This window comes from Winogradskyella sp. (assembly GCF_016744625.1).
GTDB lineage: Bacteria > Bacteroidota > Bacteroidia > Flavobacteriales > Flavobacteriaceae > Winogradskyella.
Map to the genome: position 1 here is coordinate 25310 of NZ_JADGDZ010000015.1, position 13756 is coordinate 39065.

General features: G+C 32.4%; 14 protein-coding genes. 8 read left to right on the forward strand and 6 right to left on the reverse strand.

What is annotated here, in order from left to right:
* Nucleotides 1-2: 2 nt before the first annotated feature.
* From QZZ53_RS05375 to QZZ53_RS05395, 5 genes are read right to left on the reverse strand one after another with little or no spacing between them, the layout of a single operon-like run.
* Complete coding sequence (locus tag QZZ53_RS05375) at nt 3-1043, reverse strand: acyltransferase (RefSeq protein ID WP_296382307.1); 1041 nt, start codon at nt 1041-1043, stop codon at nt 3-5.
* Nucleotides 1044-1066: 23 nt separating this feature from the next.
* Entirely contained in the window at nt 1067-1894 is an 828-nt protein-coding gene (locus tag QZZ53_RS05380; RefSeq protein WP_296382309.1) for an alpha/beta hydrolase, read from the reverse strand.
* A gap of 1 nt (nt 1895) precedes the next feature.
* On the reverse strand, nt 1896-2270 hold the full coding sequence (locus QZZ53_RS05385; RefSeq protein WP_296382311.1) for a cupin domain-containing protein: 375 nt from the start codon (nt 2268-2270) through the stop codon (nt 1896-1898).
* A gap of 39 nt (nt 2271-2309) precedes the next feature.
* Entirely contained in the window at nt 2310-2867 is a 558-nt protein-coding gene (locus tag QZZ53_RS05390) for a hypothetical protein (protein WP_296382314.1), read from the reverse strand.
* An 18-nt stretch (nt 2868-2885) separates the two neighbouring features.
* The gene (locus QZZ53_RS05395; protein WP_296382315.1) at nt 2886-4424 is read right to left on the reverse strand and encodes a helicase HerA-like domain-containing protein; all 1539 of its coding nucleotides are present in this window, start codon (nt 4422-4424) and stop codon (nt 2886-2888) included.
* Nucleotides 4425-4574: 150 nt separating this feature from the next.
* Here QZZ53_RS05395 and QZZ53_RS05400 point away from each other — a divergent pair, with 150 nt between their 5' ends.
* From QZZ53_RS05400 to QZZ53_RS05410, 3 genes are read left to right on the forward strand one after another with little or no spacing between them, the layout of a single operon-like run.
* Nucleotides 4575-5021, forward strand: a complete 447-nt coding sequence (locus tag QZZ53_RS05400) for a Rid family detoxifying hydrolase (RefSeq protein ID WP_296382317.1) — start codon at nt 4575-4577, stop codon at nt 5019-5021.
* A 38-nt stretch (nt 5022-5059) separates the two neighbouring features.
* Nucleotides 5060-5692, forward strand: a complete 633-nt coding sequence (locus tag QZZ53_RS05405) for a 7-carboxy-7-deazaguanine synthase QueE (protein ID WP_296382319.1) — start codon at nt 5060-5062, stop codon at nt 5690-5692.
* 52 nt (nt 5693-5744) lie between these two features.
* Complete coding sequence (locus QZZ53_RS05410) at nt 5745-6290, forward strand: HNH endonuclease (protein ID WP_296382321.1); 546 nt, start codon at nt 5745-5747, stop codon at nt 6288-6290.
* A gap of 95 nt (nt 6291-6385) precedes the next feature.
* On the opposite strand, the gene QZZ53_RS05415 is transcribed toward QZZ53_RS05410, so the two are convergent.
* A complete protein-coding gene (locus QZZ53_RS05415) occupies nt 6386-6928 on the reverse strand; it encodes a DUF2911 domain-containing protein (RefSeq protein WP_296382323.1) in 543 nt (180 codons plus the stop codon).
* A 279-nt stretch (nt 6929-7207) separates the two neighbouring features.
* On the opposite strand from QZZ53_RS05415, the gene asnB reads away from it, so the two are divergent.
* The 5 genes from asnB to gyrB all read left to right on the forward strand — a co-directional run bounded on the left by asnB (nt 7208) and on the right by gyrB (nt 13617).
* A complete protein-coding gene (asnB, locus tag QZZ53_RS05420) occupies nt 7208-8869 on the forward strand; it encodes an asparagine synthase B (protein ID WP_296382325.1) in 1662 nt (553 codons plus the stop codon).
* Between the two features lie 148 nt (nt 8870-9017).
* Complete coding sequence (locus QZZ53_RS05425) at nt 9018-9806, forward strand: DUF6090 family protein (protein ID WP_296382326.1); 789 nt, start codon at nt 9018-9020, stop codon at nt 9804-9806.
* A gap of 106 nt (nt 9807-9912) precedes the next feature.
* Nucleotides 9913-10479 carry a helix-turn-helix domain-containing protein gene (locus QZZ53_RS05430; protein ID WP_296382329.1) on the forward strand — a complete coding sequence of 189 codons (567 nt, stop codon included), beginning with the start codon at nt 9913-9915 and terminating at the stop codon, nt 10477-10479.
* A gap of 72 nt (nt 10480-10551) precedes the next feature.
* A complete protein-coding gene (locus QZZ53_RS05435; RefSeq protein ID WP_296382332.1) occupies nt 10552-11370 on the forward strand; it encodes a CPBP family intramembrane glutamic endopeptidase in 819 nt (272 codons plus the stop codon).
* A gap of 297 nt (nt 11371-11667) precedes the next feature.
* Nucleotides 11668-13617: a DNA topoisomerase (ATP-hydrolyzing) subunit B gene (gyrB, locus tag QZZ53_RS05440; RefSeq protein WP_296382333.1), complete on the forward strand. Its 1950-nt coding sequence runs from the start codon at nt 11668-11670 to the stop codon at nt 13615-13617.
* Nucleotides 13618-13756 lie beyond the last annotated feature (139 nt).

Below are 13756 nucleotides of genomic sequence, written 5' to 3' on the forward strand. Positions count from 1 at the left end.
GACTATTTTAACTTCAGATTTCTTATCTTTTTTCTTAATGGAGATTCTATATATTTAAAAGAAAGGGCAGAAATAATTATAAGAAGCACTAAAGACAAGCTAAATAATACTATTGGTTTTTTAACGCCTACATAATTTAATACCATATATGAGGATTTGAATATGGGCACTTGTAAAATATAAAGACCAAAACTTATTTCTCCCAGAAATATTAAAGTTTTGTGTTTAAAGAACTCAGTGATTTTACTCTTATTCGCAGATATCAATATAATTAGAGGTACAAAAATAAAGGCCAACATCCCATTATGATAATTTATACTTGTTTTAAATTTTAATGCAAACAGAAGCAAAACGATCAAAATGATAATTTGCCAGTTATAATTTTTTGGTTTTTTATATGTTAAAAAATATAGACCTGCTAGGTTACCTAAAAGAAATTCATTTAAGTGCATTAATGGAAAGTAAAAAATAAAATCGTGGGACCTAGAAGGGTAACCTTTATAAAACGAGGAATATAATAAGACGTGCAAAATTATTTGGCTAGCAATAAAAATGACTATAATCCAAAAAGCATTTTTTGTAAAAGAGAATTTTTTATAAAATTTATTGAAAAGCATTGGAAACAAAGCATAAAAAAACAACTCTACACTTAAGGACCATGCAGGGAAATTAAGCGATATTGCTCTGCCAGGTCTCCAGGCCTGTAGCATAGTTATGTTATATAAAAATGATTTATAATTTACTGTTTTATTTATTAAGAAGTAGTAAAGAACTAACAGTAAAAGTGCAAGTAAATAAATTGGATAAATTCTAGCAAATCTGTTTTTTAAATAGTCTAATACATGAATTTTTTTTTTGTTCTTGTAAGCAATAATCATTACAAAACCAGAGAGTATAAAAAAATAACTGACTCCTAAATTGGCTTTTTCAAATACAAATGAAATAGCTTTATTATTGAGAGGAGAAATGGTTTTTCCAAAATGAAAAAAGACAATAGCGATTGCAGCAATAAACCTAGTAAATGTTAATTGGTCAATTCTCATTATAATTATAATGTCTTATTTTTTTATCCATTAATAAATTCAATAATTCGAGGAGTCAAAGATGAATCTTTTAATCCGTGTCCAAACCCAGTCGTACTTATAAGTTGAGAATTTTTATAACGATTAGCAAACAATTGTGCATCCTCGTATGGAATAATTTTATCTTTTTTATCATGTATTATTAAACCTTGAGCTTCGATATATTCAGCGAAAGCAGCTGCGGAAAAATAAGCGACGGGTTTTCCAAAACGCTCTAAGACAATATTGTCTAGGCCATTAGAAATTCTATTGTTGTAACCCATCATTGTTTTGTACCTTGTAAAAACTCCTGTGAAGTGAGCTGGCGCACCAAGTAGGATCATTTTTTTTACAGATGATAGCTCATGATTATGCACTGAAAATACACTTGCCATGCCACCAACAGAATGTCCTATTATAACTTCTGGTTGAAATTTTTCAATTACTACATTAATAAATTCAGAATAGAGAACTGCGTTAAATTGTTTTCCACCAGATCTGCCATGTGCTGGAGCATCTAAAGCAATAATATTATAGTCTTGAGCTTTTAAAGCTTGTAAAATATAATCCCAACGCGAAGCATTACTTTCCCAGCCATGTGCTAATAAAATGGTTTTATTTTCTCCAACCCAACGATAGGTGGCAATGCTCAGATTATCATAGGTAATCTCTTCGAAATATGCTGAATCAATAATGCGTCTCTGATCTTCTGAATAACGACCTTTTCTTGGTGAAGCAAATAAGTTTAAAGCTTTTTTTGAAGCATATTTAGATGAAATTATGCTTGTAGCGTTTAATACATTACCTATTGATTTAATTACAAAACTACTCATACTATTGGTCTTCTCTATTTACGGAATCTATTGAAAATGCTGGTAAGCAAATAGCAATATATTCACAAGGTTCTGCAAATGGGTTAGAGTATTGCAATCTTGTATTTTTTTCTATTTTTATGGATTGTCTGGCTTCAAGTATTATAGTGTCGCCTTCGATAATAAATTGTTTTTTGCCTTTAATAATAAAGGTGTACTCATCAAACTCTGGAGTTTGATATGGTTCACTCCAACCTGGTGGAGCAACCATATGTGCAATGCTGATTTCAGAATTACCATCACTGGCTAAACCAAAATGTTCTTTAATGACTTTTCCATCATCTGTAGGTACAACAAATGGTAAAGTCTGTAGTGTATATTTTTTTCCCTCTTTCATATGTACTACTTACTTGTAACCTAAAATTTTAATGCATGTTTACCAATGCACCATAAAAAATTTAATCTTCGCTTTTTCTGGAATTTGTATAGCATCAATAGTCATATCCATATCAAATCGAATACTTGCTGGTAATTCTTTTTTATCAATAGTAAAAGATGCATTAATCTCATTGACAGAAACTACAATAGAATTAATTAGATTGTCAATTTTTGAAATTTTATAGGCTTCTTTAAGTTCTTTAAACGTACTTATGATAGAAATATTTTTTTCAGTTTTATAGCGTTCATCTATAATACGAACACTAGAAATCACAGAAGTAGAATCTAGAGCTTCTTTTGGTGATAAGTCTAATAGTTTTCTGCCACCTTTTTCAAATATTTCAATAGTGTTCACAGAACCTGTAAATTCATCTCCAGCAATATATCTCACAACGGAGTCATTACTAAAAATAAGATCTAATTCTTTTACTTGAGTTGAATCCGTAAGTAATCCAATATGATTTTTCTTAATTAAAAATGGGTTTGGTGCACTGTCTTTGGCGCAACTTGTAATTAATAGTACACAGATTAGCACACTAAATAGGACTTTTTTCATAATAGATTTAGGTTTTAATTATCTAAGCAATTTGGTTAATATTCCCAAAACACTTCGTATTACTGTCGGACTAGAAAGCACTTTGACGATAGGATTTTGTCTAGAGCTTCGTCTTCTAGACGAGCTAGATTTACGTTTGCTTTCGGCACGTTTTAAAGCCTCCTCTTCTTCTTTTGCTTTTTGTTTTGCTTCTTCTGCTTCTGCTACTTTAATTTTGGCATTAAGCATTTCATAAGCACTCTCTCTATCAATTTCCGTGTTATATTTTCTTGCGAGTTTAGATTGTGCTAATAAACTACCTAGTTCACCTTCGGTTAAAATATCCATACGACTCATTGGTGCACGCATCATAGTAGCGGCTAATGGAGTAGGTTTTCCTTTTTCATCTAAAGCCGATACTAAAGCTTCACCAATTCCTAAAGAGGTTAATACTTCCGCAGTATCGTAATACTCAGTATCAGGATAATTCTGAGCTGTCAATTTAATAGCTTTTCTGTCTTTTGCTGTAAAAGCTCGTAAAGCATGTTGTACTTTTAATCCTAATTGTCCTAAAACCGCTTCTGGTACATCTGTTGGATTTTGGGTTACAAAATATAAGCCTACACCTTTACTACGGATTAGTTTTACAATACTTTCAATTTGGTTTAATAAGGCATCAGACGCTTCATTAAAAATTAAATGCGCTTCGTCAATAAACATGATGAGTTCTGGTCGTCCACTATCTCCTTGTTCAGGAAAGGTAGAATATATTTCAGCCAATAAACTCAACATAAATGTCGAAAACAACTTCGGTTTATCTTGTATGTCTGTAAGTCTAATTATATTGATATAGCCACGACCATTTTCGTCGATACGCAAAAGATCTTGCGTGTCAAAAGAGGTTTCACCAAAAAAGACATCACCACCTTGCTGCTCTAATTCTACAAGTTTTCTAAGAATCGCACCAGTTGAAGCTGTCGAAATTCTACCATAAGCATCTTCAAACTCTTTTTTGCCTTCGCTAGTCGCATATTGAAGAATCTTTTTGAAATCCTTTATATCTAATAAAGGCAGTTTATTATCATCACAGTATTTGAAAATTACTGAAATAATTCCGGCTTGTGTTTCAGTAACATTTAAAATTCTAGAAATTAAAACAGGCCCAAATTCACTAATTGTAGCTCTTAAGCGTACACCATCTTGTTCGGACAAGGTCATCACTTCAACAGGAAATGCTTTAGGCTCAAATGGTAATCCTATTTTTTCGTGACGTTCATCTATTTTCGAATGTCCAGGACTTGCCTTTGCTAATCCACTTAAATCGCCTTTAATATCCATTAAAAGTACAGGAACCCCTTTTTCTGAAAGGTTTTCTGCTAATACTTGGAGTGTTTTGGTTTTACCAGTACCAGTTGCACCAGCAATTAATCCATGTCTATTCATTGTTTTTAGAGGCACGTTGACATAAGCATTTGTCATCGTTTCACCATCTAACATTGCAGATCCTAAAGTGATGTAATCACCTTTAAATGTGTTGCCATCTGCAATGTCTTTTATGAAAGTATCAGAATTCTTCATTAGTCAGAAAATTTGTATAAAAATAATGTAATTTTAGCAAACTACCTCGGAGTAAATGCATGAGGCTTGTAATGAAAAAGTCTTTAATTATAGAAATCAGTTTGTTGCATTCAAATCTCGATTATCGAGTCAAGTTTAAAACAGAATAGAATGAAGTCAAAACTTTTATTTTTAGTCACCTTAATTTTTATCAGTTTCCTTTCTTGTAAAGACGTAGATTCAGAAATTATTTTTCACAAATCTCACGAAGCAAGTCGTGCTAATGTGTCTTTTAGTGATGCCGTAGAAACGGATGATTTGTTGTTTCTAACTGGACAGATTGGTAAAGACCATAAAGCAGGTAAATTAGTTTTTGGTGGTATTGAAGCTGAAACCAAACAAGTGATTGAAAACATTAAAGCTGTATTAGAGCATCATAATTTATCTTTAGACCATGTGATAAAGTGCACTGTAATTTTGAAAGATATTAAAGACTTTAAAGCGTTCAATTCTGTTTACACAAGCTATTTCACTAACAAACCAGCGCGTACTACATTTGCTGCTTCAGGTTTGGCTGGTGGAGCTAGCATTGAGATTGATGTTATCGCAGCAAAATAACTTCAAACTTTTAACTTTTAGAACTATCTTTGCAAGCTATGACGAGAAGAGAAAAACAAGCACTTATAGACCAAGGTCATTTATTACCTTTAATGGAAGAGTTTTACACCATACAAGGTGAAGGCTTTCATAAAGGAACAGCAGCATATTTTGTTAGAATTGGTGGTTGCGACGTTGGTTGCCATTGGTGTGATGTTAAAGAAAGCTGGTTGCCAGAATTGCATCCTGCTACGGAGACTACAAAAATAGTTGAGAATGCTATAAAATATAGCGACATTATTGTGGTTACAGGTGGTGAGCCGTTAATGTGGGACATGGACCCTTTAACAGCACAATTAAAAGCAAAAGGAGTACAAACACACATCGAAACGTCTGGAGCTTATAAATTAACAGGCGAATGGGATTGGGTTTGTCTCTCTCCTAAGAAAATGAAATTACCAACTGAAGAAGTCTATGATAAGGCACACGAACTAAAGTGTATCATTTATAATAAAGACGACTTTAAGTTTGCTGAAGAACAAGCTGAAAAAATAAATAAAGACTGCATTTTATACTTGCAACCCGAGTGGAGTAAACGCGATAAAATGATGCCACAAATTGTAGATTATGTGATGGCAAATCCAAAATGGAAGGTATCTCTACAAACACATAAGTATTTAAATATTCCTTAAATTATAAGTTGTTTAGTTATTATTATATTTGTTGAACCCTTAATAATAACAGATGATACGAGATTTCTATAAAGAACAATGGGAGACCGTTGTCTTTGATGATTCTATTCACCCTAATGAGAAGTACAGCTTATCTTCCCACGGACGTATAATTAGAATAAAAGATGGTGAAGAGTCTCTTTTTGAGCCTTATAACATGCATGGTTACCTGTATTTTAGAGTAAAAAAGATAGAAAAAGGAAAGTTTAAAACGTTTTACTTACACAAAATTTTAGCCCAACATTTTTTAAAACCTAATGATGGTGAATTTGTGATTCATTTAGATTATAATAAATTAAATAATCATATCTCCAACCTAAAATGGGCGACAAGGAGAGAGAAAGAGATTCATCAATTTAGTAATCCAAATTACAAAAAACCTGAGAAATTGACATCAGCAAAACTCTCAGAAAATGATGTAAGGCGTTTAAAAAAGATTTTAAACGATCCAAATCGCAGAACAAGGTTGAAAATAATTGCTAGACGTTTTGGTGTTACAACAATGCAGTTGCGACGAATTAAAACTGGTGAAAATTGGGGACATGTTGAAGCTTTATAGATGCTTAATTTTAGTATCTAATTATTTTGTAATTAAAAAAATATAAAAAACGCCTTGATTTTTTAAGGCGTTTTTTATATCAATGAAAGTTATGTTTACTTCGTAAAAGGAACAGCAACACGTACTTTGTCCCAACCCAAGTGCATTGTTGCACCAGCGTCAGTTGCTTCAAAAGTGATTGAAAACGCTTCTAAAGAATCCGAGCCTTCAGTTACTGGTACAGTAACTCTAGCAACTTCATTAGATTCTTTATAACCTCGCGTTGCCCAATTATCAACATCAGAACTTATAATAATGGTCCATTCTTTCTCTCCAGGAATTGTAAATAAAGAGTATGCACCAGTCTTAATTGTTTTACCTCCAAATTTCATGTCTGATAAAAACTGAATTTGTGTGGCATCATTAGCACCTGTTCTCCATAGTTTTCCATAAGGAGCTAACTCTTTTCCTACCGTTCTTCCCTTAAGTTGAGGTCTACTGTAAAATACTTTAATCGCTTTGTCTGATCCTCTACTTGGAAAAGATGCTAAGTCTAAAGGGCTTTTATCTAAACCAGAAAATTTTTGAGCTTCAATATTAAAAGATACAAGCATCATAAATGCAAAAGCAATAGTTGTAAGTAATCTTGATGTTTTCATAATAAATTTTATTTTTTTTTTGGTTAAAATTAGAGCTAAATATGATGACTATGTCGTAAGGAAATATTAAAATTTACATATTGATAGTTATAAGGCCTGATTTTAATGGGCTTTGTTTTATATTTTACACAAAACGCATGTTATAGTTTAATATCGTAACTAATTAGTTGTTATATGTTTATTAATTGAAAGTTTAGTGTCATATTTGCTTTATAATTAATAATAAGAAGATGTCTGGCTGAGCTTATCGAAGCCTAATTCAAATAAAAACTAAAAGTTATGTGCGGAATAGTATGTGCGTTCGATATAAAACAAAAGACTGACGATTTAAGACCTCAGGTTTTAGAGATGGCAAAAACAATTCGTCATAGAGGACCAGACTGGAGTGGTATTTACAGTGATGATAAAGTAATAATGGCTCATGAGCGTTTGGCAATTGTAGATCCAGCTTCAGGAAAGCAACCTTTGTTTAGTCCAGATAAAAAATTAATATTAGCTGCAAACGGTGAAATCTATAACCATAGAGAATTACGTTCTCAGTTTCCAGATTATGATTTCCAGACTGAAAGTGATTGTGAGGTGATCTTAGCTTTATACCAAGAAAAAGGCGTTGACTTTGTAGATGATATGAATGGTATTTTTGGTTTCGCGATTTACGATACTGAAAAGGATGAATATTTCATTGCAAGAGATCATATGGGAATTATTCCTTTATACATTGGTTGGGATAAAAACGGAACATTTTATGTTGCTTCTGAATTGAAAGCTTTAGAAGGGATTTGTACAAAGATTGAATTATTTCCTCCAGGACATTACATGTCTAGTAAAGATGGTGAATTTGTGAAATGGTACAAACGCGATTGGACAGAATATGAAGCTATTAAAGAGAACGAAACAAGTATAGCAGAAGTAAAGCAGGCTCTCGAAGATGCTGTACATAGACAGCTAATGAGTGATGTGCCTTATGGTGTATTATTATCTGGTGGATTAGATTCTTCAGTAACCTCTGCTATTGCTAAAAAATATTCTGAAAGACGAATAGAAGCAGACGATAAAGAACAAGCATGGTGGCCACAATTACACTCTTTTTCTGTTGGACTAGATGGTTCACCAGATTTAGCAGCAGCAAAAGTAGTGGCTGATCATATTGGTACAGTGCATCATGAGATTAAATTTACAATTCAAGAAGGTTTAGATGCTATTAAAGATGTGATTTATAACATAGAGACTTACGATATTACAACAATACGTTCTTCTACTCCAATGTATTTAATGGCGAGAGTTATTAAATCTATGGGAATTAAAATGGTATTGTCTGGTGAAGGAGCAGATGAGATTTTTGGAGGCTATTTATATTTTCATAAAGCACCAGATGCGAGAGAATTTCATGAAGAAACCGTTCGTAAATTAGACAAGTTGCATATGTACGATTGTCTAAGAGCCAACAAAAGTTTAGCAGCTTGGGGAATTGAAGGTCGTGTGCCATTTTTAGATAAAGAATTTATGGATGTGGCGATGCGCATCAACCCAAAAGATAAAATGATTAACGGAGAACGTATGGAAAAATGGGTAGTTCGTAAAGCATTTGAAGACATGATACCAGAAAGTGTAGCATGGAGACAAAAAGAACAGTTTTCTGATGGAGTAGGTTACAGTTGGATTGATACCTTAAAAGAGTTGGTTGAAAAAGAAGTGACTGATGAGCAAATAGAAAATGCGGCATTCCGTTTTCCAATTAATACACCTCTAAACAAAGAAGAGTATTATTATAGAAGTATTTTTGAAGGTCATTTCCCAAGTGATGCAGCAGCTTTAAGCGTGCCACAAGAAGCAAGTGTAGCTTGTAGTACAGCAACAGCTTTAGAGTGGGACGAAGCATTTAAAAACATGAATGATCCATCTGGTAGAGCAATTGCTAATGTGCATGATGAAGCATATTAATATTAACCTTTAGTCTAGAAAATCAAAAGCCAGTTTAAAACTGGCTTTTTTTATACCTCTTAAGTAACATATCACTACATTTATAAACCAATTACATAACTAACCAGTTCTACTTTCAATTTACTACTAAAAAACTAACCGTAAGTTAATGATAAAATTCTTCAGAAAAATTAGATATAATCTTATGGAAACAGGGAAAACAGGAAAGTACTTTAAATATGCTATAGGCGAAATTATTCTTGTGGTCATTGGTATTTTAATTGCGCTTCAGATTAATAACTGGAACGAAAGTAGAAAAGAAAGGATAAAGGAAAAGGCATATTTAACACGTCTAAAAGAAGACTTAATTTCAGATAAAAAAGCTATAGAATTAAATACAAATTTCTATAATGATGTTTTTATTGCTGGTAGTTTAGTGCTTTCTAATTTAGAAGGTGAAGAGGATGTAATTACATCTAACTGGGATATTTTAGTTGCATATTTTCATGCCAGTCAGATATGGCCTATGCTAATGCAATCCTCAACCTATGAAGAGCTGAAGAGTTCTGGCGAGTTATCTCTAATTCAAAATGTAACACTTAGAAATAGATTGCCATTTTATCATGGTAATGGATTAAGACGTTATCAACAGACAATGGGAATTAATCCTCCATATCGTAAAATGGTTCGTGGTTTAATTCCATCTAATATTCAAAATTATATGTGGGATAATTGTCATATCACAGAAGGTGATAATCAGATTTTAAAAAAATGTGATCCTTTTATTGATGAAGAAGACGCTGAAGTTTTAGTTTCTGGTTTAGGAAGTAATTCGAAACTTATAGAAGAGCTGAGGTTTTATATGTCTAACATAAAAGTTGGACAAGATACACTTAAAGAACAAGGGAGGTTATGTGATGCGATAATAAATGAAATTGAAAAAGAGATAATAGATTAGCCTGAAAACCCTTATAAAACCTAAAAGTGTCAGTTAGGTGACATTTAAATGACGTGTTAAAAACCAAGATAACGTCATAGATTTGTACCAGCAAAAATGATACAGAATGAAAAAGCAATCGCTTAAAGAAAACTTACTATATCAACGTAAACTAAAAGGCTTTACACAAGAAGAACTTGCGGATAAAACTACAGTTGGTGTGCGTACCATACAACGTATAGAAAAAGGAGATGTACAACCACACTTACAAACTGTAAAATTACTAGCTGTAGGATTAGATGTAGAAGTCGATGATTTAATAGCGCTAGATAATCCTAAAGAAGAAACGATAAAGCGTAAATGGATGTTACTTATACATGGTTCACCATTTTTTGGTTTAATAATCCCTTTTGCAAATGTGTTGTTTCCACTTTTTATATGGATAAGTAAAGCAGAAGACAATAAAGTCTATGATGCACATGGACGTGCAGTTATAAATTTTCATTGTACCATTAATCTCTTAATAATTATATCGCTATTGTTGTTTTTTCTATTTCCAGGAATCAACTTCTTTGGTACAGCAGCAGTTGCACTTTTCGGCATCATCTTTAGTATAAAAAACCTAATGTCAGCATTAGGTTTAGGTACTTATAACTATCCGTTTTCAATTCCTTTTTTGAGGCCAAAGGCATAACCACTTTTTAATTTTAATAAACTTTTTATATAGCTAATTAGACATTAGCTAAGTCAACTAATATCCAATATTATGAAAACACTTTTATCTAAATATCCAACACTTGTTCGATTTGTATTAACAATTCTTCTTTTTGGTCTTGCACTATTTTTAAGTGGCTTAATCGATACACCTTTTTTAAAACGCTATTTTCCATTTACATCAGTTATTTTATTAATTATAGCAACTTGGGTTTTGTTCAAAACTGATAAAAAATCACTTAAGGATATAGGTTTAAACTTATCGCTTCGTAACATCTCTTTTTTGCCTTTGGGAATATTACTTGGTGCAGTTGCTTTTTTATTAGTTAAATACTGCCGAGCATTATATACAGGTGAAACATTCGAAATAACAACTTCAGATGTAAACTATAGTGTTATACTATATGGATTTTACGCTATTTTACCACAAGTGACTATAGAAGAGTTCTTATTTAGAGGTTATGCTTTTAAAAAAACGACTGAAGTTAGCAACGTTGTCATTGCTAATATCATATTTGCAACCTTATTTATGTTAGTACATATTTTAGATCGTGAAGTGATTCAAAATAAAGCTATGGTTCTTTTTTTGGCAATAACGATACCTATTGGTCATTTATTATTTGCAACAGCCTTATTAAAATCAAAGACTTTGTTTTTTCCAATTGGAATTCACTTAGGTAATAATTGGGCAACTCTACATTTAATTACTAACCATAATAATGGAAATAGTTTTTTTTACATTCCTGAAAGCACAACTTTTGAAACATGGACGCCATTTATTATTGTAATAGTAATATGGAATGCATTTTATTTATTGCTCACTTATGTCATTTGGAAGTGGGATGACTTTTCATTGAATAAGAAGGCATAAAAACGTGTGGTTTTCGTCAAATTTAAAACTTGATGAAATGCGAAATTTTAGTTCTAAGACGATTTAGTGTTATTGTATTTTTTTGAAGTGTGTAAAAACATCTAAAATCAAGTTTAAAGTACTTTTTAGTAGTTTTAAGCCACTTTTAAGTAATTAACAAATGTTGATAATTATCTACTTCAACAGGTAAAAAGCTTTAAAATAGCTTCATTAATTCGTATATTTGTTAGTATTCAAAAATGATACAAGAGTGTCATTTTTTTATGCCATAAATCGAACTAAAATTTATTCAAAATAATGAGCGATAAAAAAGAAGAATTTAACAAGCACAATTATTCAGCAGATAGTATTCAGGCTTTAGAAGGTATGGAGCATGTACGTATGCGTCCATCCATGTATATTGGAGATGTAGGTACTCGTGGTTTACACCATTTAGTGTATGAGGTTGTCGATAACTCTATTGATGAAGCTTTAGCTGGCCATTGTGATAATATTACGGTAACTATTAATGAAGATAACTCTATCACAACAGAAGATGATGGTCGTGGTATTCCGGTAGATTTACATAAAAAGGAAGGTGTTTCAGCATTAGAGGTTGTAATGACTAAGATTGGTGCTGGTGGTAAATTTGATAAAGATTCATATAAAGTTTCTGGTGGATTGCATGGTGTTGGTGTGAGTTGTGTTAACGCATTATCAGAACACTTAAAAGCTACGGTTTTTAGAGAAGGAAAAGTTTACGAGCAAGAGTATGAGCGCGGTAAGGCTATGTATCCTGTAAAACAAACAGGTGATACAGATAAAAGAGGTACTACTGTAACTTTTAGACCAGATTCAACAATTTTTACACAAACATTAGAATATAACTACGATACTTTAGCTAGCCGTTTAAGGGAATTAGCTTATTTAAATAAGGGAATTACTGTTCATTTAGTTGATAAGAGACATACTAAAGAAGATGGTTCATTTGAAGGAGAAACATTTCATTCTACTGAAGGTCTTAAAGAATTTATTCAGTTTTTAGATGCTACAAGAGAGCCTTTAATGAAAGATGTTATTGCATTTGAAGGTGAAAAGAACGGTGTACCAGTTGAGGTTGCGATGATTTATAACACATCATATGCTGAAAATTTACACTCGTATGTTAATAATATTAATACACACGAAGGTGGAACACATTTATCTGGTTTTCGTCGTGGATTAACACATACGCTCAAGAAGTTTGCAGATAATTCTGGTATGTTAGACAAGTTGAAGTTTGATATTGCTGGTGATGATTTCCGTGAAGGATTAACAGCGATTATTTCTGTAAAAGTACAAGAACCTCAGTTTGAGGGACAAACAAAAACAAAACTAGGTAACCGTGAAGTGTCGGCTTCTGTATCTCAAGCAGTATCTGAAATGCTTACGGATTATTTAGAAGAGCATCCAGATGATGCTAAGACGATTGTTCAGAAGGTAATACTAGCGGCTCAAGCACGTCACGCAGCTCAAAAGGCACGTGAAATGGTACAACGTAAAACTGTAATGAGTATTGGAGGTTTGCCTGGGAAATTGTCGGATTGTTCTGAACAAAATCCAGAAATATGTGAGATTTATCTTGTTGAGGGAGATTCTGCAGGAGGAACGGCAAAAATGGGTCGTGATAGAGCATTTCAAGCAATTCTGCCATTGAGAGGTAAGATTCTTAATGTAGAAAAAGCAATGTCACATAAAGTTTTTGAAAATGAAGAGATCAAGAATATATTTACAGCTCTTGGTGTTACTATCGGAACTGAAGAAGATAGTAAAGCTCTTAACCTTTCAAAATTAAGATACCATAAAATTGTAATTATGTGTGATGCCGATATTGATGGTTCTCACATCGAAACCTTAATTTTAACCTTCTTCTTCCGTTATATGAAGGAGTTAATAGAAAATGGTCATATTTATATTGCAACTCCGCCTTTATTCTTAGTGAAAAAAGGAGCAAAAAAAGAGTATGCTTGGAATGATGAGGAACGATTAGAGTTAATGGAGCGATTTGGTGATGGAGCAAAAATTCAGCGTTATAAAGGTCTTGGTGAAATGAATGCAATACAACTTTGGGATACAACTATGAATCCTGAGTTTAGAACATTACGTCAAATACAGATTGATAATGGAGTAGAAGCAGATCGTGTATTCTCAATGTTAATGGGAGATGAAGTACCACCACGTAGAGAATTTATTGAGAAGAATGCTATTTATGCAAATATTGATGCATAAATAAATTCAAAATAATGTTATACTGTTTCAACTTCTGAAGTTTCAGTATTTAAAAAATGCCCTAAATAGGGCATTTTTTTGTCTTGTTTTTTATAATTTTTGCATTCACATAAATAACGTTTAAATGCAAAAATAATCG

Excerpts from the sequence above, each read along its gene's own strand:
- QZZ53_RS05375 (WP_296382307.1), bottom strand. The coding sequence starts at position 1,043 with ATGAGAATTGACCAATTAACATTTACTAGGTTTATTGCTGCAATCGCT.
- QZZ53_RS05380 (WP_296382309.1), bottom strand. The coding sequence starts at position 1,894 with ATGAGTAGTTTTGTAATTAAATCAATAGGTAATGTATTAAACGCTACA.
- QZZ53_RS05385 (WP_296382311.1), bottom strand. The coding sequence starts at position 2,270 with ATGAAAGAGGGAAAAAAATATACACTACAGACTTTACCATTTGTTGTA.
- QZZ53_RS05390 (WP_296382314.1), bottom strand. The coding sequence starts at position 2,867 with ATGAAAAAAGTCCTATTTAGTGTGCTAATCTGTGTACTATTAATTACA.
- QZZ53_RS05395 (WP_296382315.1), bottom strand. The coding sequence starts at position 4,424 with ATGAAGAATTCTGATACTTTCATAAAAGACATTGCAGATGGCAACACA.
- QZZ53_RS05400 (WP_296382317.1), top strand. The coding sequence starts at position 4,575 with ATGAAGTCAAAACTTTTATTTTTAGTCACCTTAATTTTTATCAGTTTC.
- QZZ53_RS05405 (WP_296382319.1), top strand. The coding sequence starts at position 5,060 with ATGACGAGAAGAGAAAAACAAGCACTTATAGACCAAGGTCATTTATTA.
- QZZ53_RS05410 (WP_296382321.1), top strand. The coding sequence starts at position 5,745 with ATGATACGAGATTTCTATAAAGAACAATGGGAGACCGTTGTCTTTGAT.
- QZZ53_RS05415 (WP_296382323.1), bottom strand. The coding sequence starts at position 6,928 with ATGAAAACATCAAGATTACTTACAACTATTGCTTTTGCATTTATGATG.
- asnB (WP_296382325.1), top strand. The coding sequence starts at position 7,208 with ATGTGCGGAATAGTATGTGCGTTCGATATAAAACAAAAGACTGACGAT.
- QZZ53_RS05425 (WP_296382326.1), top strand. The coding sequence starts at position 9,018 with ATGATAAAATTCTTCAGAAAAATTAGATATAATCTTATGGAAACAGGG.
- QZZ53_RS05430 (WP_296382329.1), top strand. The coding sequence starts at position 9,913 with ATGAAAAAGCAATCGCTTAAAGAAAACTTACTATATCAACGTAAACTA.
- QZZ53_RS05435 (WP_296382332.1), top strand. The coding sequence starts at position 10,552 with ATGAAAACACTTTTATCTAAATATCCAACACTTGTTCGATTTGTATTA.
- gyrB (WP_296382333.1), top strand. The coding sequence starts at position 11,668 with ATGAGCGATAAAAAAGAAGAATTTAACAAGCACAATTATTCAGCAGAT.